We start from the raw sequence: 23,995 nt of genomic DNA on the forward strand, positions 1-23,995 counted from the left end.
TTCAAAAATTAGCGAAAAAACCTTTCTTTTCAATACCTTTCGGTTCTCCTCATCCCACCATACAACTTGTTCGTTTTGAATGAAAATATCCATCTGTTTTGTATTGAATCAGGTGGATTTTTTATTGCCATAAAAAAAGGACTTTTAGTGATTGGCGAGTCGCTTTGACAATATCAGTAAATCGAAGTCTTTCCTGTTTTCTAGATTCAAATTACTAGGCGAGATGTCCTATCTCAAAAGGGACATTTCGCTTCCAATGAATTAAACTAAACGCTCGCTTTTCTTAAAAATATAATGAACGATGTCTTTTAATCCCATTGCCATTACGTTTTGCGGGTATCTTTTATTGATGGTTGCCATTGGTTTTATCGCTTGGCACTACACGCGAGACTTTAACGACTACGTTTTAGGCGGCAGAAGGCTGGGTGGTTTGGTAACCGCCTTGTCAGTTGGCGCAAGTGACATGAGCGGATGGCTTTTGATGGGATTGCCGGGAGCGGTCTTTCTGTCAGGTATTTCTGAAAGTTGGTTGGCGATCGGTCTTTGCATCGGCTCATTGACTAACTGGCAAATCGTTGCGGCCCGATTGCGTGTCTACACAGAACGATGCAAAAACGCCCTCACGCTTCCGGACTATCTCAGCCACCGTTTCGACGATGACAAACGGGTATTAAGTATCATTTGTGCCATTGTTATTTTGATCTTTTTCACAATTTATTCCGCTAGCGGCATGGTGGCGGGCGCAAGGCTTTTTGAATCGACTTTTGACATGGACTATTCGACAGCATTGTGGATCGGCGCGGCCGCAACCATACTGTATGTGTTTATCGGCGGTTTTTTAGCTGTCAGTTGGACCGATACCGTCCAGGCAGCGATGATGTGTGTGGCACTGGTGGTGACACCTATCGTGGTCATGAACGAATTAGGGGGATTTTCCGAAACCATCGGTAAGGTGAGCGCCATCGATGTGTCCATGCTTGATATGTTTAAGGGGCAGACAGCGGTTGGCATCGCATCACTTTTGGCTTGGGGGTTGGGCTACTTTGGTCAGCCTCATCTTCTGGTTCGCTTCATGGCGACAAAATCGATCAAAGTCATTCCGACCGCCTGCCGTACCTCGATTATTTGGATGGTTTTTTGCTTGGCCGGTGCCGTCAGTGTTGGCTTTTTCGGCTGTGCCTATTTTGCCGAGCACATCACACAAGGGACATCCGTTATTGCCAACCCGGAATTGGTTTTCATTGTTCTCACGCAGGTGCTTTTCAATCCTTGGATTGCCGGTATTCTGATGTCGGCTATTTTGGCCGCTGTGATGAGTACGCTCTCATGTCAGTTGTTGGTCTGCTCTTCAACGCTCACCGAAGACTTCTATCGGGCCTTTATTCGACCGCAGGCATCGACGCGTGAGTTGATTTGGTTCGGACGCTTAATGGTGTTGATGGTTTCGCTTGTGGCCATTTTTATCGCCATGGATCCTCAAAGTAAGGTATTGGGTTTGGTGAGCTATGCCTGGGCCGGTTTTGGCGCCTCGTTTGGCCCCGTGATTATCATGAGCCTGTGGTGGAAGAAAATGACGAAAAACGGAGCCTTGGCTGGAATGGTCACAGGTGCTGTGACTGTTATTGTTTGGAATACCTTCGGCTGGTTCGGCCTTTATGAAATTATTCCCGGATTCATTTTTGCATTAGCGGCAATTGTCATCTTCTCGCTAATCGGTCAGAAACCCTCGCAGGCGATGAAGGACATATTTGATGAAGTGCAGGAATCCGTCCGCAGGGGCAGAGATCTGACGATTTGATTTGAAGTTAGACTCTTTCCAACTCCAAATTGACGCTGGCACAAATGAGGCCGGCCACGCGGTTAAAAAGTGACTGAATTTCCAGATGCAATGCATCGGTTTCGATGGCGTTGACGTCATCATTGGCAATTCGCAGTAGGTGCAGGTGGGTTTGCTCTCTGGCCGCGGTCAATAACCGTTTTTGATGGGCCAATAACTTTTCGGTCAATTCTTTTTTCTCTTTGGCATCGGTAGAACTCAAATAAGCGTGAAGCGTCTCGATGCTGGAGAGCACAATCTGGTGAGACTCTCTCAGTTCCCTTAAGCCTTCAGGGCTGAAATCCAAGTGCTTGAGACACTTACCTTCATTAATTACTTCAATGGTGTGGTCAATTAAATTCACCGCTGACTTTAATGAGCCGTTAACACTTTTCATGTTTTGCCACTGAATCGCCTCATATGAGCTAAGACTCGGCGTGACAGCACGGTTTAAAAATAATGACAAGCTTCTGTTTAGCCTCACCAATTCAGCCGCTTTATTTCGCATGAGCATAACATCACCCGGATTGGGATTGAGTCTCAAAAGCGTGTCAACATCACCCCAGAGCAGACGAATGCCTTCAATTTCTTTAATCAAATTTTTCTTAGCCACTGATAAAGAAATTCCGACAGACAAGAAATTTTCCTGAACGAAAAGCTTTTTATTATCCGAGTAGATCGTAGGATCGTTCTGAATGTTTGGCAGACAGTGCTCAATTAACGCGCTCAAAGGTTTAATAAAAAGTAACCCTAAAAGCCCCACGAGAGCGTTAAACGATAAATGAAAGAGCACCACATTGTCGGGCAGTTTTATTGAGTTTGGTAAACCAACAGACAATACGAAGAGGGCTAGGGCAATGATAAGTGCTCTGAAAAAAGAGGTGGCATAGGGGCCCCGCCGTCCGACTGAACTCGCAAACATGGTTGTCGAAAGGGCTAAAACGGTACTGCCTGCATTGGCTCCCAAAACCATCCAGATAGCGGTTTCATAGTCAAGCACTTGCGTGGCGTACAAAGAAGAGGAGACGATCACCGCCGCGAGGCTTGAGACACAGCCTATGGCTAAGAGCATCCCTGCGATGAAAGACAGAATTAAATAGTCATGCAGAAGGAGGAAAAACGGAGCTAAATCGGCGCTTGATCGCAAAGGTTCGGTGGATACAACAATCTGATTGATGGCCACCATGATAAAGGCCAAGCCCATCACAATACGGCCGAACTGTCCTTGGCGTTTGGAAGGCGTGTAGTGAAAGAACATGACCACGCCGATCAGAATCAGAATGGGGGCGATGACGGCAAGATTCAGACTTAAAACCGTGGCGACAAAGGCGCTGCCGAGTTCGGCGCCGAAAATGCAGCTAATGGCAATGAGTGTGTTGACCAAACCTTCGGATTGAAGCCCGGCCACCAAAAGTGTCGCAGCCGTTGAGCTTTGTAAGAGGCTCGATAAGCAAAAGCCCGCCGCGAATCCCTTAAATCGATTGTCCAAACCATGTGAGAGCGCGGTGCGAAGAGACATGCCGAAAGTTCTCAGCATGCCGCTTTTCACCATGTAGGTCCCCCAGAAAATCAGGGCTACGGCTCCCAGCAGGTTGGCAATATGGTTCATTAATTCGTCCAAAAATTGAATTCCTCAGGCCATTGTAGGCTTTTTGCTCTTTTGCTGAAAGACAAAAAAAGAGCGGAGGTTTTTCAATCTCCGCTCATGGGTCTAATTCCCTTTTGAATTAGTATTCAAAAGTGCCTTTTTGAACGATTTCGCCGTTACGCATCATAACGTGATTGCGAGAGACCACCGTTGTCAATTCCATGGCATCGTTAAAGAGACAGGCATTGGCGCAACCGCCCACTTCGATGACGCCTTGACCGGGCAGACCCAAAGCTGAACCGACGTTTGAACAAATAAAGGTAATGGCTTTTTCAATCGGCATCTTGAATTCGGCGATCAAGCGTTTGACTTCGGTGAGGTTGCCGGCAACACCGCCAACGCCCAGACCAACCATTTCGCCTTTATCGTTAAAGCGCGGAACTGAGCCGTGACCGTCCGTGGAAAGCGTAATGTGCGTCGGATCAACTCCGGCATCCAGTGCTGTCATCACAGCGATGGCAGGATTGTCAAAGGCACAGCTTGCGCCCGTCGTGATATCCATGTAGCCGCCAGCTTTGGCAAACTCAACCGCTGCATCAAATACGTGGCGGATGCGGCCGCAGTGCGTCGGACGAATATGCTTAATGGGGAAACCGCGAGAAACAATTTCCTTATACATATCAAAACTGCCGGGGATGTTGCCCGTATGGATATGAAGAAAGCCTGTCTTACCGGCGATCATGCCGCCCACACGAATTTCAGCTAAAAGAGCTAAAACTTCCTGAACGGTCGGGAAAGAGGAGCGGTGGTCGCCCAAGGCAATTTTCACCCCCAAGCACTCCGGCACAAGGAACATGTCTTGAGAAACAGATCCGGACATTGTTGTGGGCGGATACTTGTAGTTGGACGTATACATCCAGGCTGAAACGCCTTCGGATTTGAGTGCTCGCACCTTCGCTAAAAGATTTTCGATGGAGCGGGTCACAAAGTCCGTTCCTGAGACACCGACAACGCTGGTTGTGCCGCAGGCGACAAGTTCAGAGAGCATGATTTCCGGCGTACGCGTAACCGGGCCGCCTTCTCCGCCGCCACCGGTGACGTGAATGTGTTGATCAAAAAAGCCTGGGGTCATGATTTGGCCCTTGGCGTCAATGACTTCTGTATCGGGTAGGGTGGAGGGCAAGTCCTTGCCGATGGCAATCACTTTTTCAGCGGCCATCAAGACATCTTGTACACCCAAATCCTTCGGGGCAAATACATGGGCATTTTTAATTAAAAGAGCCATGGTAACTTCCTCTTTTATGTCATATCGAAAATGAAACAATCCGCTAGGAATGATAGCGCCTAAATGACGAATCAAGGACGTTAATTGAGGCGGGAAGTTTGAGAGAAAACAGAAAAAACAAAGGGGATGGCTTTCGGACCATCCCCCAGGACTTATTGAAGGTCAAACACAGATTACTTGCGTTCGGCGATCAACGTCAAGAAGCGTTCAGCAACCTTGATGTGCTTTTCAATCGAGTTGATTTCCAAGTATTCACGGTCGCAGTGCATTTCACCGCCGACAGGTCCCAAACCGTCCAAGGTGGGGACACCCATGGAAGCGGTGGTGTTGCCGTCAGAGGCGCCACCGGCCTTCACCCAAGCGATATCGAAACCTTCGAGCTTGGCGGCTTCTTCAATCAAGCCGGCCATCGCCTTGGTGGCTTCGCTCAAGGGCATGGCACCATGGTGGTTCTTTTCAACGATTTCTTGCGTAACACCGGCGACCCATTCTTGTTGGGCCAATTGCATGATCTTGGCGTTAACTTCGTTGTAGTCGTCATCGTTCCAGACGCGAAGGTCAAGTTCCGTTTCAGCAAAATCAGCCACAACGTTGGCAACCGTGCCGCCACGAACCATACCGAAGTTGAGCGTGATGCCACGATCCCAGTCGGCCAATTCCTTAACGGCAGCGATGAACTTCACCATGGCATAGATGGCGTCACGGCCGCGTTCAGGGTTGTTGCCGGCGTGAGCGGACACACCGTGGAACGTGATCTTGTAGGTGCTCGAACCCTTACGGGCGCAAACCAATTCACCGCCTTCACGAGCCGGTTCAAAGATCAAAGCGCGGTCAGATTTAGAGGCGCATTCCTTCAACCAATCGTGAGAGGAGACAGAACCCGTTTCTTCGTCGGGGTTGCAGGCTACCAAAATGGAGAGCTTGTCCAACGTTTCTTTGGGCAAATTCTTCAAAGCGTAGAAAATGGTCATGCAACCGGCTTTGCAGTCCAAGACACCAGGACCATAGGCACGATCACCCTTGATAGACATCGGGCGGACAGCCACGGTGCCGGCCGGGAAAACCGTATCCAAGTGGGCGTTGAGCATCACGTCATAGTGCGTGGCTTCGGGCTTGTTGGTAGCGAAAAGAGCGGGACCGACCTTGTCGCCCAAGTCAACGAGACGGGCAGTAAAGCCAATGCCTTCGTAGTGTTGCTTGAACGTTTCAGCAACTTGCTTCACACCTTCGGTGCAAGCCGTGCCGGCGTCTACGTTAACGACCTTTTCCAAGTCCTTGAGAAATTCTTGAACCATCGGAATTATCCTTTCTAAATGTGTTGCAAACCGATTGAATAAGATCAATCGACCTGATGAAATTGTACTGTTTAGTGTATGAAAAAGGGGGATTAATTAGCGTTAATCCCCCTTGAGTCTATGTCATACGAAATCCGGTCATTAGACGAGGATGTTCATGATGATCATAGAGATGAAAGCATTAATGATGGAAACCAACATCAACAACGGGATCATCTTGCCGCGCGTACCGATAACGCCCAAGCAGCGACCCATGTATTGCAATTGGGAACCCATCAAATAAATGGCCGGAGCCAAGATGGCGCAGTCACCAACGGAGATGGCGCCTTGATCAAACAAAGCGGCAGCAACACCGACACCACCGCCCATGGACATCCAACCGGCGATCAAAACGGCAGCGGCTTCACCGGGCAGACCGAACAAACCCATCAACGGGCGGAAAATGTCGCCCAAGATCGGCAAAAGGCCGGCCACGTTCAAAGCGGCAATAATCACGAAAGCCATCAAAACGTTCGGGATCGTGGAGTGGGTTGCAATATTCCAACCTTGAATGGCACCCTTGACGAAAACGTCAGTTACCATCGGCTTGCTGTTTTCACTAGACATATTCAATATCCTCCAATCCTGAATTAAGCGGCTTTCTTCTTCTTAGCGGAGAAGATCTTCAAGAAACGAATAACGTTAGCGCCGAAAACCTTCATGACGAGCATGATGCCCAAGCACAAAGCGATGGAAGCAGGAACCGTGTTGCCTGCAGAGTCCGTCAAGCTCAAGAGCACGACACCGGCACCAAGGAAGTTGGTGATGGTGGCGTCAGCGGACAATTGGAACATAGCGAACACGTCAGCTTCGTCTTCGGTGATTTCGCCCTTATCCAACAATTGGCGCGTCAAAGCGGCACCGCCGTCGGTGGATTGCAAGGAAGCGATCAAAGCCAAAGAGCAGGAACCCGGGATACCCATCAAAGGACGGAGAATCGGGGTCAAGAGTTGACGAGCGGCAGCCAAAGCACCGTAGTGGTCGCAGACCGTGATCATGGCCAAGGCGAACATAACGGTCGGAACCAACGTCAAGGCGAAGCAGAAGCCGTCGATAGCACCGGAACCGCCAACACCGCGGAACATACCGGTGGAGGTCTTCAACACGTCGCCGTTGAGGGTGACGTTAGTGATGACCTTACCGAAAGCGCCATTTAACGTGGAGAAGTCGAAAATACCCCACCAGTGGTTACCGGCGCACACACCGGAGAAAAACACGATGGCGAAAATCAAGGCGATATAACCGCCAATACCAACTTTTTCTTCCGTAGTCTTTTTTTCTTGTTCAGACATAGGATGATCCTTTTGTTAGTCAATAATTAAAAGAAATGGATGTCTGAAACATCCATGTAACGGATAGTAAAGTATTTAACATTTTTCCGTCTAGGTGAAATTGCTTATTTTTATGTGTTAAGGCTCTGTTCTAAGGGAAATACCTGATAAGGAATCGAGAAAAAGGGATTGAATTGGAACCTTTTTCTCAATATCTAAGATTGATTTAAGGGTAGCGGGAACAAATTCCTTTAAAATAAACCGTTCACATTGATGTAAGTAAAAGGACCGACAGTCACTATTTGGATGGTTGTGCGGTCAGGGAGTTGACGCATGTCTTTGAATGACCCGCATTGGGGCCGGGGCGGCTCGGACGATAACGAGGAAAAAAAGAGCGCGCCTGATAAGGAAAACCGCTCGGATACTGATCGCAAAGATGAACGCGGTCAGAATGGTTTTGAGAATAAAGAGGCCGGTAAGCGAAAAAATGAAGGGGATGATTTGGATCGTCTCTGGGATGAATTTAACCGTGCTCTGGGCGGAATGTTAGGTCAAGGGCGCAGAGAGGACGAATCTCGTCGTGAAGACGCCTTTGAACAAAAGCGTGACGAAGACAATAACTCTCGTTCCTTTGGCGGACAAAATCCTCAAGAACAATTAAAGAAGCAATTTGAATCTTTTAAGAATATGCAGCCGCCTAAATTTATTAAGAAGCAACCCGGCGGTCGCGGTTTAGCGTTTGCGGCAGTGGTTGTATTGGGTTTGTGGGCTGCCACCGGTTTTTACATTGTTCCGGAAGGCCAGTCAGGTATCGTGACCACGTTTGGCAAATACACGCAAACAACCATGCCGGGTTTTCGCTGGCATTTGCCCTGGCCGATTGAAGACGTCAATATTGTTGATGTCAGCAGCGTGAGAACGGTGGCAATTGGAGCCATGGGTCGCGCCAACCGCGAGGCCGAAGCCTTGATGCTTACCGATGATGAAAACATTGTCGATTTACGCTTCAATGTTCAATATCGTATTAAGTCGGGTGACGGGGCGATGAATTACATTTTCCGCTCTCGTGATCCCGATGAGTCTGTTCGTCAATCGGCCGAAAGCGCTATGCGCGAAGTCGTCGGTCGTAAAAAGATGGACAGCGTGCTTTTTGAAAGCAAACAGGAAATCGCCGAAGACGTGAAAAAGATCATGCAGGAAATGCTCGATCGCTATCGCACGGGTATTGAAGTGATGAGCGTGGCTATTCAAAACGCCCAACCGCCGCAACCGGTTCAGGCTGCCTTTGACGATGCCGTGAAAGCCGGTCAAGACCGTGAACGTCAAATCAACGAAGGTCAAGCCTACGCCAACGATGTTATTCCGAAGGCTCGCGGTATGGCCGCGCGTTTGGCTCAGGAAGCCGAAGGCTATAAGGCGCGTGTGGTCGAAACGGCCAAGGGTGACGCAGATCGCTTCGCACAAATTTTGACTCAGTATGAAAAGGCTCCGCGTGTCACTCGAGACCGTATGTATGTGGATATGATGCAACAGGTCATGCAATCCACAACGAAGGTTTATGTGGATACCAAAGACGGCAACAACTTGCTTTATCTGCCGTTTGATAAGTTAATGGAGCAAAACGCGGCTTCTGCCAAGGCCGTGGCGCCTGCCACTGCTTCTCAGTCTGCAGTTCAGACACAGACTCAGCAGCCAGCTACGCAGCCTGCCGCTTCAACGTCACGCACGTACAGCAGAGACTTCAATGCGCGTGATGCCATCCGTGATCGTGTGCGTTAACCAAGGGGATAGGAGAAAAACATGAAAAAATTATCAACTGCAGCCTTGGTTGTTTTGGTCGCGCTAGCCGCTGCCAAGCTGTGCTTGTACACGGTCAATGAACGTGAGCACGCTTTGGTGTTCGCTTTGGGTGAATTAAAAGAAGTGGTTTCTGAGCCCGGACTTCATGCGAAGCTTCCGCCGCCATTTCAAAATGTCGTTTATTTGGATAAGCGCATTTTGACGTTGGACGCTCCGACGGCCGATCTTGTGCAAACGAGTGAAAAGAAAAACTTGATGATTGACTCGTTTGTGAAGTGGCGTATTGCCAATCCGCGTTTATATTGGGTTTCTTTCCAAGGCAATGAACGCGCGGCAGAAGATCGAATCTCAGCTCTGCTTCGTGACGCCTTGAACCAAACGGTTAATAAACGTACGGTCAATGGCATCACCAGTCGCGAACGTGATGTAGCCATGCTTGAAATTCGCACGGGTCTGCAGGAACGCGTAAAGGATGTCGGTGTGGAAGTGGTCGATGTCCGCTTAAAGCGAGTGGATTTCACCCCGGAAATTTCCGAATCTGTTTATCGCCGCATGGAAGCTGAACGTAAGCGCGTTGCTGCTGAAGAACGTTCAACCGGTGCGGCTGAGGCAGAAAAAATTCGTGCCGATGCTGATCGTCAGCGCGCGGTGATTTTGGCTCAGGCCTATAACCAAGCCCAACAAATCAAGGGTGAAGGGGATGCCATCGCCAATGCCACCTATGCTCAGGCTTTCTCTAAAAATGCTGAGTTTGCACGTTTTTATCGTAATTTGGAAGCCTACCGTGCGAGCTTTGCGAATAAGAAAGATGTCATGGTGGTTGATCCCTCGGCTGATTTCTTCAAGTACATGAAAGAACCTGAGGCTAAATAACGATGTCGTGGGAAACTTGGGTACTGGCTTTCGCACTGGTTTGCATTATTGAAGGATTGATTCCTTTTACGGCACCGGAAAAATGGCTTGATGCTGTCAGAGAGATTGGTCAAGTCGCTTCCCCCGATGTTATCCGAAAAATCGGATTGGGATTGCTTCTGGTTGGCGTCGGTGTGATTTGGCTTATTACCGCCTAGTTTTCTGACGAACTCTACGGCCCGCTTCGGTGGGCTTTTTTCATGGCATTTTTTTGTCGAATTGGCTCAGGAAAATGCTTTTGAGACTACAAAAAAAAGAAAAACTAAGCCATAATACAAGGGTTGTGGATTGGCTTTATAAAATGCCGTCCGGTTACAGTTTTTATTGCTTTTTTCGGGGATAAAACAATGGCTAAGAATGTTGTCGTGGTCGGCGCCCAGTGGGGTGACGAAGGCAAAGGCAAGATTGTCGACTGGTTGACCGAACAGGTCGATGGGGTGGTGCGCTTCAATGGCGGTCACAACGCCGGTCATACGCTGGTGATCAATGGTCATAAGACGGTGTTGCGTTTGATTCCGTCTGGCATCATGCACCCGACGATGACTTGCTATCTCGGCAATGGCATCGTATTTTGCCCGGAAGCTTTCTTCGGTGAAATTGAACAGTTAAGAGAGCACGGTTGCGAGGCTGAGCACCGCATTCGTGTTTCCGGCAATGCGCCGTTGGTGATGCCCTATCACATTGCATTGGACCACGCTCGTGAGGCGGCCGCCGGTGCTAAGAAGATCGGCACGACCGGTCGCGGTATCGGTCCGACCTATGAAGATAAAGTTGCCCGCCGCGGTGTGCGCGTGGCAGACCTCTTCAACGAAAAGTTCTTTATCGAGCGCGTTCGTGATGTGATGGAATACCACAACTTTGAGTTGACGAAGTTGCTCGGTTCCGAAGCGCTCGACATTAATAAGGTTATCGATGAAACGTTGGCTTATGCTCCCCGTATTAAGCCGATGCTTACCGATGTTTCCTACACCATCAACAAATTGATGGACGAAGGAAAGTCCTTCCTCTTTGAAGGCGCTCAAGGCTCCATGCTTGACATTGACCACGGTACCTATCCGTATGTGACGAGTTCCAACACGGTGGCCGGTGCGGTTTGCTCGGGTGCCGGTGTTGGCGCTCACCGCATTGACTATGTTTTGGGTATCACCAAAGCGTATTGCACACGTGTTGGCGAAGGTCCGTTCCCGACCGAACTGCACAATGAAATCGGTCAGCATTTGCGCGACAAAGGCTATGAATACGGTGCTGTCACGGGTCGTCCGCGTCGTTGCGGCTGGTTTGACGGAGCGGCTATGCGCCGTGCCGTACAAATTAACGGCTTGCGTGGTTTGGCTGTGATGAAGCTTGATGTGCTGGATGGTTTGGATACGGTTCGCTTGGGTGTGGGTTACAAGTATCAGGGCGAAGAAATTGATGTTATGCCCTATGGTGCTGAAGCCTGCGCACAATGTGAAGTGATCTATGAAGACTTCCCGGGTTGGAAGGAAAGCACGTTCGGCGTGACGCGTTGGGAAGACTTGCCTGAAACGGCTAAACGTTATCTGCAACGCTTGTCTGAAGTGGCCGGCTGCCCGATCGCGGTTGTCTCAACCGGTCCCGATCGTTCGCAGACGATCATGCTCGATAATCCGTTTAACAAATAACTCACTAAAAAAGGGCGGCTTGCGGCCGCCCTTCAATGTCTATGACTGACCTGTTTGTTACCCAAGAAGAGTACGACGATCTCGTTGAACAGTTGGTTCTCAAAGTGGCCGATGACGGCTACAAGTTTGACACAATTTTGTGTTTGGCCCGTGGCGGCATGCGCGTGGGCGATATTTTCTCACGCGTTCACGATATGCCTTTGGCGATTTTAGCGACGAGTTCTTATCGACAGGCCGCCGGCAAACAACAAGGTGACTTGGATATTGCGCAATTTATCACGAAGACGGGCGGAGAAATCGCCGGGCGCATGTTGTTGGTTGATGATATGGTGGATTCCGGCAAGACGCTTGAACAAGTGGTCCATCATTTAAAACAACAGTATCCGGCCATTACAGAAATTCGTGTGGCGGTGCTCTGGTGGAAATCCCACTCGGTTTATACGCCCGATTATTGGTGCGAATTCTTAGATAACAATCCTTGGATTCATCAACCGTTTGAGCGCTACGACGCCATGGGTATTGAGCGGTTAAGGGAACACCGCTTCGGTACGGATGAATTGGTTGTTGATTAGTTTTTTAGAGATTCCAGCTCAGCGATGAGCTGGAATCGTTCTATTGAGATCAAGCGTGCAGTTGCTTGAGCGATGAGAGATTAGCCTCCACGCATTGATGCGCAAAATTTCCCTGCGTTAAAAACGCTTCTGAGTTCGGATGCGCAATCACACATCCCTCCTTACAAATGACTTTTCCATTGAGCATAACGGGTGTGCCGCCGACAAATGTCGCGACCGCTTTTTGAGTGACAGGATCGTAAACGGTAATGTCCGCATCGGCCCCAGTACTTAGATGGCCCTTATTGGCAAGAGACAACATCTGAGCAGGAATCAGGGAAGTCTTAGCGGCAAATTCCGATGCACTCAGAGCCCTTAATTTAATGAGACTGATGCCAGATTCCAAAATAACATTGCGCGGAATGCAGCCGCCATCGGTGGAAATGGCATCCACGACAAATTGGCCGTTATCTCGTTTGGCGCTGGCAATCCAGGCCCGAGGTAAGAAGGGGTTCACTCTGTCAAATGAAGCGCTTACATCGCCATGGCTTTGACGGAATAATTCCAACGAGTCTTTTCGATCGGCAAGGGTCGATAAACCGTTTTCTTCCAAGATGACGCTTAAATAACCTTGTTTAATGGCTTCTTCAATGCCTTTTGTGTCAACGGAAAAGCCGAAACGTTTCAAGCAATTTCGGGTAACACCGGATAAGGGAATGCCGTTTTGATCAACGTTTAATTTGGTTCCATTTCGAGCAGACAGATAGCTTTCAGAGACAATATTGGGATGATTCTTTAATAGATTAATTGCTTCAAGCGTTTCTTCTTCGACAGGTTTAATGGCACCGCGACAGTAGGCGTTGATGTGAGCCAAATGAAGGAAATTATCGGCGGCTAATTCAACGGCTTGACGCATGCCATTGATATTGGAGCCATCGGTTGTTGTGCCGGCATGCCAAGCGACATACACATTGCGTTGGTTGCAGATCTCGACAACTCTGGCGCTAGCTTCAGGTGTAAGCGGAAAATGTCCGCCTAAAATTTTCACGCCATAGGCGCCGCTTGCGAGTACTTTATCGATAAAGGCATTGATTTCATCGGCACTGGGATCGTTGGAGGCGATATTTTTCCCCGGTAACAGAGCCTGCAGAATGGCAAAGTTAATTCCAGAGCCGTCCTTGCGGCTGTTTTCGAGAATAAAGTCGGTTTCACCTGCCATGTCCAGAGAAGTGGTTACGCCCGCTAGGGCTTCCATCTTAAAGCCATAAGGATTGATTCCCAGATGCAGGTGTGAGTCAATGATGCCGGGCTGAGCAATCATCGCGTTAAATTCACTTATCTGTCGGGCGTTGCCCACCGAAAGGTCAGGGGCGACTTCAGCGACTTTCCCATTTTCAATGGCAATATCCCAATCATCGTCAATATGATTTTTCGGATCAATAGTACGCACGCCTTTAATTAAATAATCCCACATCGTTTTTTCTCCAAAATTCCTTTTATGGATAGGGGATTATCGGTTGGTTTTTGATTGAAGAAAAGGCAAAAAAGTAAAGACGATCTTGATAATTTATCAATATCAAGTACTTTGAAATATTTATATCATCGCTTCAATTCAATAGATACGGTTGGTTCATAATCAACTAATGCAATAGCATGCTGAAAATTTGACAAGTTATTAGTGAAAATACGGAGATAAAAAATGGGACGCGAAATGGACCTAAATGCTTGGCGTTTAATGGTTGAGACGGTTAAGGCGGGGAGTGTGAACGCGGCTTGTGATCATTTAAATATCGAACCCAGTACAGCAAGTCGTGTGATTAAAGCGTTGGAAAGAGATTTGGGGTTTGAGCTTTTTTACCGAAATACCCGACCGGTTACGTTGACCACCATGGGGCAGGTGGCTTTTGAACAGGCCCAGCATCTCATTGAAGAGCATACCCGGATGATGAGTAAGCTTCGCACTGATATTGATGAAATGAGCGGCATGATTCGAGTGGCCACTTATGGTGGGATCGGCGCTTTGGAAGTGGCGCCGTTGATGGTGAAATTTCAGCAGATTTATCCGGACATTGAATTTGACCTGGTGGAATTGATGGCTCCGCCTCCTAAGGGGTTCATCGACAGCGAGGGTAAAAGCGTTGATGTGATCTTAAGTTACCAGGAAAATGAAGTGCCTGGTGTGCGCGGTTGGTACGTCGGTGACATGCCTTTTATTCCCTGTGCGTCACCGAACTATTTAAGGCGTCACGGAATGCCTCGCTATCCGGATGACTGTGAAAGGCATATTGGTCTAACGTACAGTTCGGCACTAAGGTCTCCGGCTAATTTCCTCGTCAAGGACGGTCAAAGACTGCCGCTTAAATGGAAAAATACCATTGCGTTTCATTCGGTGTTGGCTCTGAAAAATGCACTATTTTTAGGAGCCGGCGTCGCGGTGGACATGAGTTTGTACCACACCTACAAGGAAATCATTGAAGGGACGCTGGAGCCCGTTTTAAGCGGTTGGCATGTTCCGACAAAAGAGTGTTTCACCTATGCGCAGGAAGACTCTTTACAGTGCCGCCGTATTATCACTTTTGTTGAGTGGTTGGTTGAAAGGCAAAGAGAGACTTTTACCAAATTAAGAAAAGAGATTACGTCAGCGGGACTGTTATAAAGAAAAAAGGGCCGAACCCGATGATAAGGTTCGGCCAAATTGGAAGCAAAAGACCTTTAGCGAATTAAACCAGTGCTTTTAAATCATCTGAAAGTTTTTGAAGACCTTCGGCGATTTGAGCGCGAATTTTTTCCGTTTGATTTTCGTGTTCTTGAATCCAGGTTTTCAAGTTTGCCTTTTGGCGTTGCATATCACTTTCTTGTGGGCCGCCGAAACTTACTCGAGCTTCAACAATTCCGGCCGGATCCATGGCAGCCCTCAGTTCAACTTCTGGAAGCGGGAAATTGCCTTCAACGCCTTCACCTTTGGTTTTGAAAATTTCCCATTGCTCACAAATTTCAGCATAGGTAACGTTTGAGGGTGTCTTATTGTTTGCACGAGCCCAAGTAACCAAGTGGCTTGCGAAATGATGGCCTAAGCGGAAGGGGACTCCAGCTTTGAGCATCATCATATCGGCAATGTTTTGTGTGCAAGTCCAGTCTTGATCAAGTTCTTCCAATGCACGTTCACGGCTTACCTGCATACCGTCCACAATGCCTTTAAAGGTTTCGATCACGTTAAGTGCATCGCAGAGCCATTCAAGATTGATTTCGTTGTCTCTGGCATCAGGCATCCCTTCATTGAGGTTATGGATGCGAAGTAAGACGTTCTGCGATTCGGAAATAACAACAGCCGTGTTGCGTCTGCAGTTATTAATCAGACCCGGATTGCGTTTTTGCGGCATTGCACTTGAAATATAGGTGCTTCCGGCTTTCACCAATTGAATCCACGGACGCGGTTGAGCGTATTGAACCATGAAATCCTGAAGGAAATTGGTGATCTTGATCATCATCGCTTGGATAACCTGACTGGCTTCAAGCGGAAAGTCGTTACTGGCTAATTGATTGGCTTCAAAAGCGTTTTCGGCAACGCAGTTAAAGCCCAGAACTTTAGCCGTATAGTCTTGATCAAGTGACCAGGGTGATCCGTTTAATACGCCGCTACCCATAGGAGAGCGGTTGTAGCGGTTGAGGCACTCAAAAAGGCGATCTAATTCTCTGCCCCAGGAGATGGCTTGAGCAAAAAGGTAGTGACTGTAGCGCCCTGGCTGCGCTTGCACGCCGTTTGTGTAGAAAGGAACAATGGTGTCCCAATACTGATCTGCTTTATTGCAAAAGATCTTGATTAGGTCAGTTGTGGAACTGGCAATAGCCAAAAGCGCCTCGCGCATTTGGGCGAAATTTGTTGTGGCCAAAATATCCTGGCTGGAGCGGCCGACATGAAGAACACTAGCCTGAACGCCGCAACGTTTGAGCAGTTCGGGTTCAAAAGTGATATAGAGCTCAGGGCGAATCCAACGACCGTTGTCAGCATCGTATTCCATCGCACATAACGTGTCGCGGATCGTTATTCCCAACTTTTTGTCCAAAAGTCCCTTGCCGATATTGCCAATGATGCTGGCTTCATTGATTCGAAAGAGCCAATAAGTCGTATCGTGCTTTTTTAAATTTTCCAAAGCCTGCAAGGATTGCGTATTTTCTGCAGCCGTTAAAGTGACACCCAACATTTTTTCTTTTACCTTAACAATAAAATTGGGGGCGGGCTCAACCGCCCCCGGCTTTCTACTACCTTACTAAATATTAGAAGCGGTGCATCAAACCAACGATGACTTCGCTTGCGTAGATCTTATCTTCGTTATAGTCAGCATCTTCCCAGAAGTAGCCGCCGATACCGTAGATGGATGTACGTTTGGAAAGCGGATAGATGTAACCAACACCAACGTTCATACGAACTAAGTCTTTGTTGTCATCCAAGTTTTGGTTTTCAGCTTGAGCGTAACCCACGGAGAACTTAGCCGTGCCGCCCCCAACCTTGGTGTCAGCGCCGACAGCTACAGCCCAAGCATCAAAACCTTTGGTTGTATCACCTTTATTTTTCACAACAGCAAATTCTTTCGTGGAATAACCGCCGATGTATTGGATGTTATCCATGTATTGAACGGTGGCATAACCCTTGAAGGAACCAAAATCGTAATGACCGCCAATGATGGCCTTGATGCTGTCATCAGTGACAGCGCCTTGAACGCTACCCATCTTCAAGTAGTCAACGCCTGCGGCCAAGAAGTACTTATCGCCTTGGACTGTGACACCCAATGCACTGTAGTGATTGACTTTGGAGCTACCTTCCTCACCGGTTTTGCCGGTAGTTTTGTTGGTGTAGTCATCGCCGAAAGAAGTTTGAGCGTGGAAGGTTACACCGTTGAAAGTCGGTGATTTGTAGTTGATCATGTTGTTATGACGAGCTGTTGCCAAGGTACCGACGAACTTCCAACCACCCGTCATGTTGCCCCAGCCGGCACCGAACGGATTGACGCGGCTATTGAAGATACCCGTTGTGCCGGAGCCCGTGAGCATAGCGGGCATACGGCCGAATTTGATTTGACCGTAGGTCTTGGAATTGATGGCGATCGAGGATTCACGTTCAAAGAGGACATTGTCCATATAGAATTCGCCACTGTCGGGCAAGTAGCCGTTTTCCAAGTGGATGCCAACGGATACATCATCGTTTAATTGTTCCGTCAACTTGATACCCCAGGTGCTCACATTGCCGGTACCCAAGGACACTTGGTTCTTGCGGCTTTGCATACCAACTTTAGTAGCACCATCGGCAAAGTGTTGCTGAGTGGCAGAGTTCGGACCACCCATGCCTGCAGCCAAGTTTTCATTTAAGAAGGCAATACCTTGGTCAAAAAAGCCGAACAATTGAACGTCAGCGGCAAATGCGGGGGAGCAAGCCAAAGCGACGGCGGCGCAAAGTAAACTTTTTTTCATGATCGTTACCTTTTTACGTTTGAGAGAGTTAAACCAAAATCAGAGCAGAAACGATGACGGCAGCAAACATCCCGGCCCAAGTGCGTTTAGCCACTTCAATGGGTGAGACACGAGCAACGCCAGCCACGATAATGACGGCACCGGCCAAGGGACTTGCCGTACGACCGAACTGACCGGCCAAGGCGGCCAAAAGACCCAAGCCTTCGCTTGTCATACCGAAGGAGGCGGCAGACGGTGTAACGGCTTGGTTAAAGGCCCAAATGGCGGCTTCGCCGGAACCGGTACCTGCGGCCATCAAGAACGGACCGATAGAGGCACCCCAGCGGGCGATATCGTTACTGTGTTTGAGAAATTCGATGAAGGCGGGAACGGCACCGGTGGCTTGAAGACCGGCAACGAAAACGCCGGCAGCAATGATCAAACCGATCACTTGAGCGTAGCCGGAGCCCAAACCTTTAAAGAAAGCCTTGGAGAATTCACCCGGGGTCTTCAAGGTGATCAAGCAGATGAAGATCACACCGATGATCATGGACATCACCACGTCAACGCCGGCCTTTGGGAACCAAATGGCGCTCACGATCAAAATACCCATCGGGATAATCGGTGCAATGGCTTTTAAGGGGTTGACTTTGAATTCCGTTGCTTCGGCGGCTTCAAAAGTGGCCATTTCTTCAGGCGTCATTTGATGGTCGTGATACTTAAAGATGCAGACCAGTGCAAGACCGACAGCAGAAACCAAGAATAAGCCGACAATGTACGGGGCGCCCCAGCCGATGAAATCCATCAATTCCATCTTGGCCATCTGAGCGATGTAGATGTCGTGTGCGCAACCGGGGTTAAGCAGCAGACCGCACATCGTGCCGCCGGCCACAGCCGCTGCGGCACCGGCCGGACGGATACCGGCGCGAATCAGAAGGGGGATGAAGGTGGCGCCCACCGTGGCAGCCGTACCGGCAGCCGACATGATGGCGATATTAATCAGAAACGTGATGATGGTGCACACGGGGATGAGCAATGCACCGAGGCTGCGCAGGGGGGTAGCCAAAGCCTTCACCAAGTGAAGGTCACACTTGGAAGCCGTCACCACGGCGGCAAAACCCATGGCCGAGCAGATGGCCGGTACCAATGTCGGATTGGTCATTCCTTTAATAAAAGCTTTAAAGGGAGCGACCGGGGATCCGGCGATCAGGCACATGACCAAACCGGCAAGAAATAAGACCATGCGTGTTTCAATGCGCTTGACAAGCGCGTAGATCGTCAAGACGATCACGGCGACAGCGCACCAAATTTGTATAGTCATTTTGTGAACTCCTCGAAGAACAGTTAGAGAGTGGACTGCTTTTAGTCCTTCGAGATTGGCATTATTGAGAAATAAGAAAATGTTTAAAAGGCAATAAAGTCAAATATAGGTTGCAAAAATGTCAATTCAATGAGTGTGCAACAAAGGGCTATGAAAATAATTACTGAAAAATCAAAAAGAAACGAGAATCCCTAGGGTCCTTTCAATATTGCAAAGTAAACTAAAACAAGTTGTTAATTTTTCAATATGCAAGTAAAAACCCTAGGTCAGTATTTTTCTTGCACTAGGTAAATTTACCTATTCGCTTTTGAGTGATTGTTACCCGATGCTGTTTTTTCCCAATTGAACCATTAAGTAAATTTCCTTACAATGTCGAAAATTTTCCAATGAGCTCAACGAATTAGATTACTAGCTATGGATATCGCTGCGACTCTTGAGGCGTTCTACAACAAAGTAGACCTTTTGTATCTGACCGACGTGATCGGTATTGTGGCCTTTGCTTTTGCGGGCGTTCTTATCGGTATTCGCATGAAGTGTGACCCGGTCGGCATTTTTGTTTTGGCCTTCTCGACAGCTTTTGGCGGTGGGATTGTCCGTGACTTGCTGATTGACCGTCGCCCGATGTACTGGATCGCTAATCAAGAATTGGTTTGGTTGGTTTTGCTCATCACTATCTTTACACCGATGATTTTCCGCTTCTACAAAAAGCATCTTTCCTATGATGTGTTTGTTTGGAGTGACGCCATCGGTTTGGGCTTTTTCTCCGCCGTTGGTACCAGTCACGGTGTCAATCTTGGTGTGCCTTATTTGCCCGCGGTTCTCTGCGGTGTGGCCACCGGTGTTTTCGGCGGTCTTTGCCGTGATACCTTCTTAAATATCAAGCCTTCTCTTATTTATGACCATCAGCCCTATGGTTCCGTTGCATTTGCCGGTTGCTGGCTCTACATTGCGATGATTGAGTTGGGTTTTGATAATACGCTGAGCATTTGGGTTGGATCGCTTTTTATCTGTTTTTTCCGCATGTGGTGCTATTACCGCTCGTGGCGCATCGCCTATCACGACGAGTTCATCCATGAGGATCCGTCTCCAGAGACTGACCGCGACCGCCGCCAACAATAGTTTTGGGGTTATTTTTTCGGAGGCCGCGCAATAGGCGGCCTACCGGGCGTCTGGACAGGACGCTCTTTTTGTTTTTAAAATCAAATTCCTTTTTTAGGTAGGAAATGGTTCGTGCGTTTGCGCCAAATTCGTATCAGCGGTTTTAAATCGTTCGCTGATCTCACTGTCATTGAAGTGCCCTCATCCATTGTTGGGATCGTGGGGCCGAACGGCTGCGGCAAATCCAATGTGATTGAAGCTGTGCGCTGGGCCTTGGGTGAAGGTAAGGCCAGTGATTTGCGCTGCAAGAGCATGAGCGAATTGATTTTTGCGGGTTCAGACAACCGAAAGCCCGCCGGCCGCGCCATGGTTGAACTGGTTTTTGATAACAGCGATGGCGCGCTTCAAGGACCCTGGGGATCTTATGTGGATATTTCCGTCAAGCGTGTTTTAACGCGTGACAATACGAGTTCCTACCTGATCAATAATCAGCAAGTACGTGCCACCGATGTTCGGGATCTCTTCATGGGAACCGGTCTTGGCGCCAATTCTTACGCCATTATCAGTCAAGGCATGGTGACGGAATTTGCCAAAGACTCGCCCGAAAAACGGCGTGAATATCTTGAAGAGGCTGCGGGTGTCTCCAAATATAAGAAACGCCGCAAAGAGGCCGAGTCCAAATTAGCCAGTACACGGGCCAATTTGGAGCGCGTCAGTGACCTGCAGGTTACGCGCCGGGAGTCTTTAAAAAGGCTAGAAGAAGAAGCTCGGGTTGCTGAAGAGTACCAACAACTTAACGCCAAACGTGAAGCACAGGAATCGCTTTGGTGGTTTACCCAGATGGTTGAGGCTAAAAATGCCATCGACCGCATTAACGCCCAAGTGTCGGCCGCCCAAGCAGAAGTCGGTAAGAATGATTCTGAATTGAATCGTCTCCGTCAAAATCTCCAACAACTTCGCTCCAAGCTCAACGATGCCAATATCACAGTGCTCGGGAAAACGCAGGCTTTAGCGGAAGTGGATAAACAAATTTCCGCCGTTGAAGGCAATATTCGTTCCATTGTCGAGCGACGGGCGCTCATGAAAACGCAGCTTGAAAGTTATCGTTCAATGCTTGAGGCACGCGGTCGTGAAGTCTCGGCTCAAGGCGAAAAGATTCACGCGTTAAGCGCTGAACGCGAGGAAAAAGAAGAACTCGTAGCGACGGCCAATGAACGCGAAGCGGCTTTGGAAGAAAAGAAATTTGCTGCTGAAGAGCTGGCTCATCAAAAGGAGCTTGCTTTTGAAGCGCTGCAGAAAGAGTCTCAGCGAATTGAAAATGAGTCGAGAAATCTGTCGCTTGAATTAGCAAGGCTATCGAAGACCAAAGAAGAGTTAACGCTTCGACTTGAAAAATTCAAGCGCGAAGCTGCCCAGACGGAAGCGCCCGATATGGATCGCTTCAATGCGTTAAAGGAAGAGCTTTCAATTGTCAAAGAAGACAGTGAGGCGCTTAAACTAGAACGCGAAGATGCTCAAGCCCTGCTTGAAGAGGCTCGTGAGGGACTGACCGGCTCTCAGAGTGCAATTCACGAGAAAGAGCAGCGACTGGCGGCGATCACAGCGAAATTGACCACGCTTAAAGAATTGGAAGAAAAAAGTCTGACGGGCGATAAGCTTTCGGATTGGCTTGAACGCCAAGGCTTATCGTCTTTGACGCGCCTATTCGAAAAATTGCAGCCTCAAGCCGGTTGGGCCAGGGCGCTCGAAGCCGTTTTGCGCGAGCGAGTCAATGCCCTCGGTATCAGCAATCTTTCCATGGCTGCCGCTTTTGAAATGGCGCCGCCTCCTGCCAAACTGACCTTCTATTCGACGCTGCTTAAGACCGAAGAGCAGTCTGCACCGCTCGGTCTGACCGGACTTATTGAGAAAGTCAGTTTTGACCGTCATAACGAAGAGACTCGCGCGGCGCTTACCCGTTGGCTGTCTCATTACTTTGTTGCCGAGAACGTTAAAGAAGCGGTGAGTAAAGTTGACCTATTGCCGCTGGGTTGTCACTTTGTGACCCCACAAGGTCATATGATCGATAAAGTGAGCGTGAATTTCTGGGCGGATGATTCGACCGGTTTATTGTCACGAAGGGCTGAAATCAACACGCTTGAAGAAGAAAGCGAAGCGCTTCGCCGTGAATTAGAACAATTGCACCAACAAATGGGAGAAGCCCATCTAAAGGTTTCTCAGATGAGTGAACGCCTTCAAAGTGCCAATACGCATTTTGAAACGGTTCGTGCCAGAGAAAGTGAACTGGCTCTTGAGTTAACAAGACTGACGGCAGCCATTGAGGCCTACCAAAACAGAAGTGCGGAGCTTGGTGAGTGGATCGAAGAAGCTCAGGCACAACTTGAAGAAACCACGGCGGCAATTGAAGAGGCTGATGAGCGCTTCAGTGTTCTCGATGAAGAAGTGGCGACTCGTCAGCAAAAATCCGAAGACGCCCGCCTTTCTTGGGAGGCCGCGCGTGAAGAATCCCGTCGTGCGGAGCAGGAATTTAACGTCTTTGCCTACACGCAAAGAGAAATTGAATTAGCCTTGAAAAATCTCTCAGAGCGTATTGCAGAAGCTCAGCGTGCTCAGCTTTTGGCGCAAAACGAGCAAACGGAACTTAAAGAAAAGATTGAAACGGTCAGCGCTTCACTTGAAGAATTGGATGAAGACAGTGAAAAAGCGGGGCTGCAGGAACTTTTGCAAAAACGTGAAGCCGCACTGGTTGCTGTTGAACAATCGAAGACTGAACTGAGTGGCGTGGAAGCTCAAGTGGCTGAGAGTGAGAAGTCATTAGACAGTTTTGAAGAAGCGAAGCGCCGTGAACAAAATCGCATGGGTGACTTGATTGCCAAACGTGGTCAACATGAAGTTGAGTACGGTACGGTGCGAAGCCGCTTGGAAGAATTTAATTTTGATGAAGAAGCGTTAAGAACGCGTTATGAAACGGAGCGGCCAAAACTGAATGCTCTTCGTCAGGAAGTCGAGCGTATTGCTCAATCAATGGCTCAATTGGGCGCGGTCAATCATGCCGCCCTCGAACAATTAAAAACGCAGCAAGCTGAAGTTGAGCGCATTGACCGGGAAGTGGCTGATCTTGAACAGGCAATTGCCACGATTGAGGCGGCGATTAAGAAAATTGACCACGAAACGCGGACGCTATTGCTCGATACGTTTAATCGTGTCAATGAGGCCTTTAACCAAAAGTTCACGCAATTATTCAATGGCGGTCATGCCCGTTTGGAAATGACAAGCGACGATGCGCTTGAAGCCGGTATTGAAATGTTTGCCAATCCTCCCGGCAAACACAATCACTCTATCCGCCAACTCTCGGGCGGCGAGTTGACACTGACGGCTACAGCTTTGGTGTTTGCTTTCTTTACCCTTAATCCGGCGCCATTCTGTCTGCTCGATGAAATTGACGCTCCTCTTGACGAAGCCAACCAAGAACGGCTTTCAAGACTTGTCGGCGCTATGAGTGAAAACACTCAATTTATGATGATTACCCACCACCGGGTGACCATGGAGCACACCAATCAGTTGATTGGGGTGACGATGAAAGAGCCCGGTGTTTCGCGTGTGGTGAGCGTGGATATTGCTGAGGCAAGCCAATACGCTCAAAAGCCTCGCGTCAGCTGAGGCAATCGATAAACGGCGTTAAAACTTCGCCGTTTTCAACATTCCTTTTTGTGCTCAAAATTTTCTGATCTTTGGGATTGGGGGAGTGTTTTTGTTTTTTGGGGAAACGGACGATGTTTGTGAGATTTTTGATTTTCTTTTTCGGTTTGTCGATTTTGTCTTTAGGAATTGCCACGGTGACCAATGCCGGGTTGGGGACGGGCACGGTGAGTTCAGTTGCCTATGTGCTCAATCACATGACGGACTTTTCCATGGGCTTTTTTTGTGTTTC

Annotated in this window: 19 protein-coding genes; 10 read left to right on the top strand and 9 right to left on the bottom strand. The window is 48.7% G+C overall.

What is annotated here, in order from left to right:
* Positions 1 to 301 precede the first annotated feature (301 nt).
* On the top strand, positions 302 to 1,798 hold the full coding sequence (gene putP, locus M3080_RS08710; RefSeq protein ID WP_249092750.1) for a sodium/proline symporter PutP: 1,497 nt from the start codon (positions 302 to 304) through the stop codon (positions 1,796 to 1,798).
* A gap of 7 nt (positions 1,799 to 1,805) precedes the next feature.
* Here the strand turns inward: putP and M3080_RS08715 are convergent, their stop codons facing one another.
* The 5 genes from M3080_RS08715 to M3080_RS08735 form a co-directional block, all read right to left on the bottom strand.
* A complete protein-coding gene (locus tag M3080_RS08715) occupies positions 1,806 to 3,437 on the bottom strand; it encodes a Na/Pi cotransporter family protein (protein ID WP_249092751.1) in 1,632 nt (543 codons plus the stop codon).
* Between the two features lie 106 nt (positions 3,438 to 3,543).
* Positions 3,544 to 4,689 carry a beta-aspartyl-peptidase gene (iadA, locus tag M3080_RS08720; RefSeq protein ID WP_249092752.1) on the bottom strand — a complete coding sequence of 382 codons (1,146 nt, stop codon included), beginning with the start codon at positions 4,687 to 4,689 and terminating at the stop codon, positions 3,544 to 3,546.
* 173 nt (positions 4,690 to 4,862) lie between these two features.
* Complete coding sequence (locus M3080_RS08725) at positions 4,863 to 5,984, bottom strand: M20 family metallopeptidase (protein ID WP_022472564.1); 1,122 nt, start codon at positions 5,982 to 5,984, stop codon at positions 4,863 to 4,865.
* A 141-nt stretch (positions 5,985 to 6,125) separates the two neighbouring features.
* Positions 6,126 to 6,590, bottom strand: coding sequence for a YjiG family protein (locus M3080_RS08730; protein WP_249092753.1), 465 nt, complete (start codon positions 6,588 to 6,590; stop codon positions 6,126 to 6,128).
* A gap of 23 nt (positions 6,591 to 6,613) precedes the next feature.
* Positions 6,614 to 7,315 carry a nucleoside recognition domain-containing protein gene (locus tag M3080_RS08735; protein WP_022472566.1) on the bottom strand — a complete coding sequence of 234 codons (702 nt, stop codon included), beginning with the start codon at positions 7,313 to 7,315 and terminating at the stop codon, positions 6,614 to 6,616.
* 312 nt (positions 7,316 to 7,627) lie between these two features.
* Between M3080_RS08735 and hflK the strand changes: the two genes are divergently transcribed.
* The 5 genes from hflK (at position 7,628) to M3080_RS08760 (ending at position 12,221) form a co-directional block, all read left to right on the top strand.
* Complete coding sequence (gene hflK / locus M3080_RS08740; RefSeq protein WP_249092754.1) at positions 7,628 to 9,073, top strand: FtsH protease activity modulator HflK; 1,446 nt, start codon at positions 7,628 to 7,630, stop codon at positions 9,071 to 9,073.
* Between the two features lie 21 nt (positions 9,074 to 9,094).
* Positions 9,095 to 9,967, top strand: coding sequence for a protease modulator HflC (hflC, locus tag M3080_RS08745; protein WP_022472473.1), 873 nt, complete (start codon positions 9,095 to 9,097; stop codon positions 9,965 to 9,967).
* Between the two features lie 2 nt (positions 9,968 to 9,969).
* On the top strand, positions 9,970 to 10,164 hold the full coding sequence (locus M3080_RS08750; RefSeq protein WP_249092755.1) for a DUF2065 domain-containing protein: 195 nt from the start codon (positions 9,970 to 9,972) through the stop codon (positions 10,162 to 10,164).
* A 189-nt stretch (positions 10,165 to 10,353) separates the two neighbouring features.
* Entirely contained in the window at positions 10,354 to 11,649 is a 1,296-nt protein-coding gene (locus M3080_RS08755; protein WP_022472475.1) for an adenylosuccinate synthase, read from the top strand.
* Between the two features lie 41 nt (positions 11,650 to 11,690).
* The gene (locus M3080_RS08760) at positions 11,691 to 12,221 is read left to right on the top strand and encodes a phosphoribosyltransferase (RefSeq protein ID WP_249092760.1); all 531 of its coding nucleotides are present in this window, start codon (positions 11,691 to 11,693) and stop codon (positions 12,219 to 12,221) included.
* A gap of 49 nt (positions 12,222 to 12,270) precedes the next feature.
* On the opposite strand, the gene M3080_RS08765 is transcribed toward M3080_RS08760, so the two are convergent.
* Positions 12,271 to 13,674 carry an amidohydrolase family protein gene (locus M3080_RS08765; protein WP_249092756.1) on the bottom strand — a complete coding sequence of 468 codons (1,404 nt, stop codon included), beginning with the start codon at positions 13,672 to 13,674 and terminating at the stop codon, positions 12,271 to 12,273.
* A gap of 225 nt (positions 13,675 to 13,899) precedes the next feature.
* Between M3080_RS08765 and M3080_RS08770 the strand changes: the two genes are divergently transcribed.
* A complete protein-coding gene (locus M3080_RS08770; protein ID WP_022472478.1) occupies positions 13,900 to 14,856 on the top strand; it encodes a LysR family transcriptional regulator in 957 nt (318 codons plus the stop codon).
* Positions 14,857 to 14,920: 64 nt separating this feature from the next.
* Here the strand turns inward: M3080_RS08770 and M3080_RS08775 are convergent, their stop codons facing one another.
* The 3 genes from M3080_RS08775 to dcuC form a co-directional block, all read right to left on the bottom strand.
* Positions 14,921 to 16,402, bottom strand: a complete 1,482-nt coding sequence (locus M3080_RS08775; RefSeq protein ID WP_249092757.1) for a lyase family protein — start codon at positions 16,400 to 16,402, stop codon at positions 14,921 to 14,923.
* Positions 16,403 to 16,475: 73 nt separating this feature from the next.
* The gene (locus M3080_RS08780; RefSeq protein WP_249092758.1) at positions 16,476 to 17,666 is read right to left on the bottom strand and encodes a porin; all 1,191 of its coding nucleotides are present in this window, start codon (positions 17,664 to 17,666) and stop codon (positions 16,476 to 16,478) included.
* Positions 17,667 to 17,694: 28 nt separating this feature from the next.
* Positions 17,695 to 18,966 carry a C4-dicarboxylate transporter DcuC gene (dcuC, locus tag M3080_RS08785; RefSeq protein ID WP_022472482.1) on the bottom strand — a complete coding sequence of 424 codons (1,272 nt, stop codon included), beginning with the start codon at positions 18,964 to 18,966 and terminating at the stop codon, positions 17,695 to 17,697.
* Positions 18,967 to 19,380: 414 nt separating this feature from the next.
* On the opposite strand from dcuC, the gene M3080_RS08790 reads away from it, so the two are divergent.
* The 3 genes from M3080_RS08790 to M3080_RS09435 form a co-directional block, all read left to right on the top strand.
* Positions 19,381 to 20,085 carry a trimeric intracellular cation channel family protein gene (locus M3080_RS08790; protein WP_022472483.1) on the top strand — a complete coding sequence of 235 codons (705 nt, stop codon included), beginning with the start codon at positions 19,381 to 19,383 and terminating at the stop codon, positions 20,083 to 20,085.
* 111 nt (positions 20,086 to 20,196) lie between these two features.
* A complete protein-coding gene (gene smc, locus M3080_RS08795) occupies positions 20,197 to 23,724 on the top strand; it encodes a chromosome segregation protein SMC (RefSeq protein WP_249092759.1) in 3,528 nt (1,175 codons plus the stop codon).
* 113 nt (positions 23,725 to 23,837) lie between these two features.
* The coding region (locus M3080_RS09435; RefSeq protein WP_487369339.1) for a DUF6198 family protein at positions 23,838 to 23,995 on the top strand (158 nt) is incomplete at its 3' end.

It is taken from the genome of Parasutterella secunda, from assembly GCF_023336895.1.
In the GTDB taxonomy this organism is placed as follows: Bacteria; Pseudomonadota; Gammaproteobacteria; order Burkholderiales; family Burkholderiaceae_F; genus Aphodousia; species Aphodousia faecalis.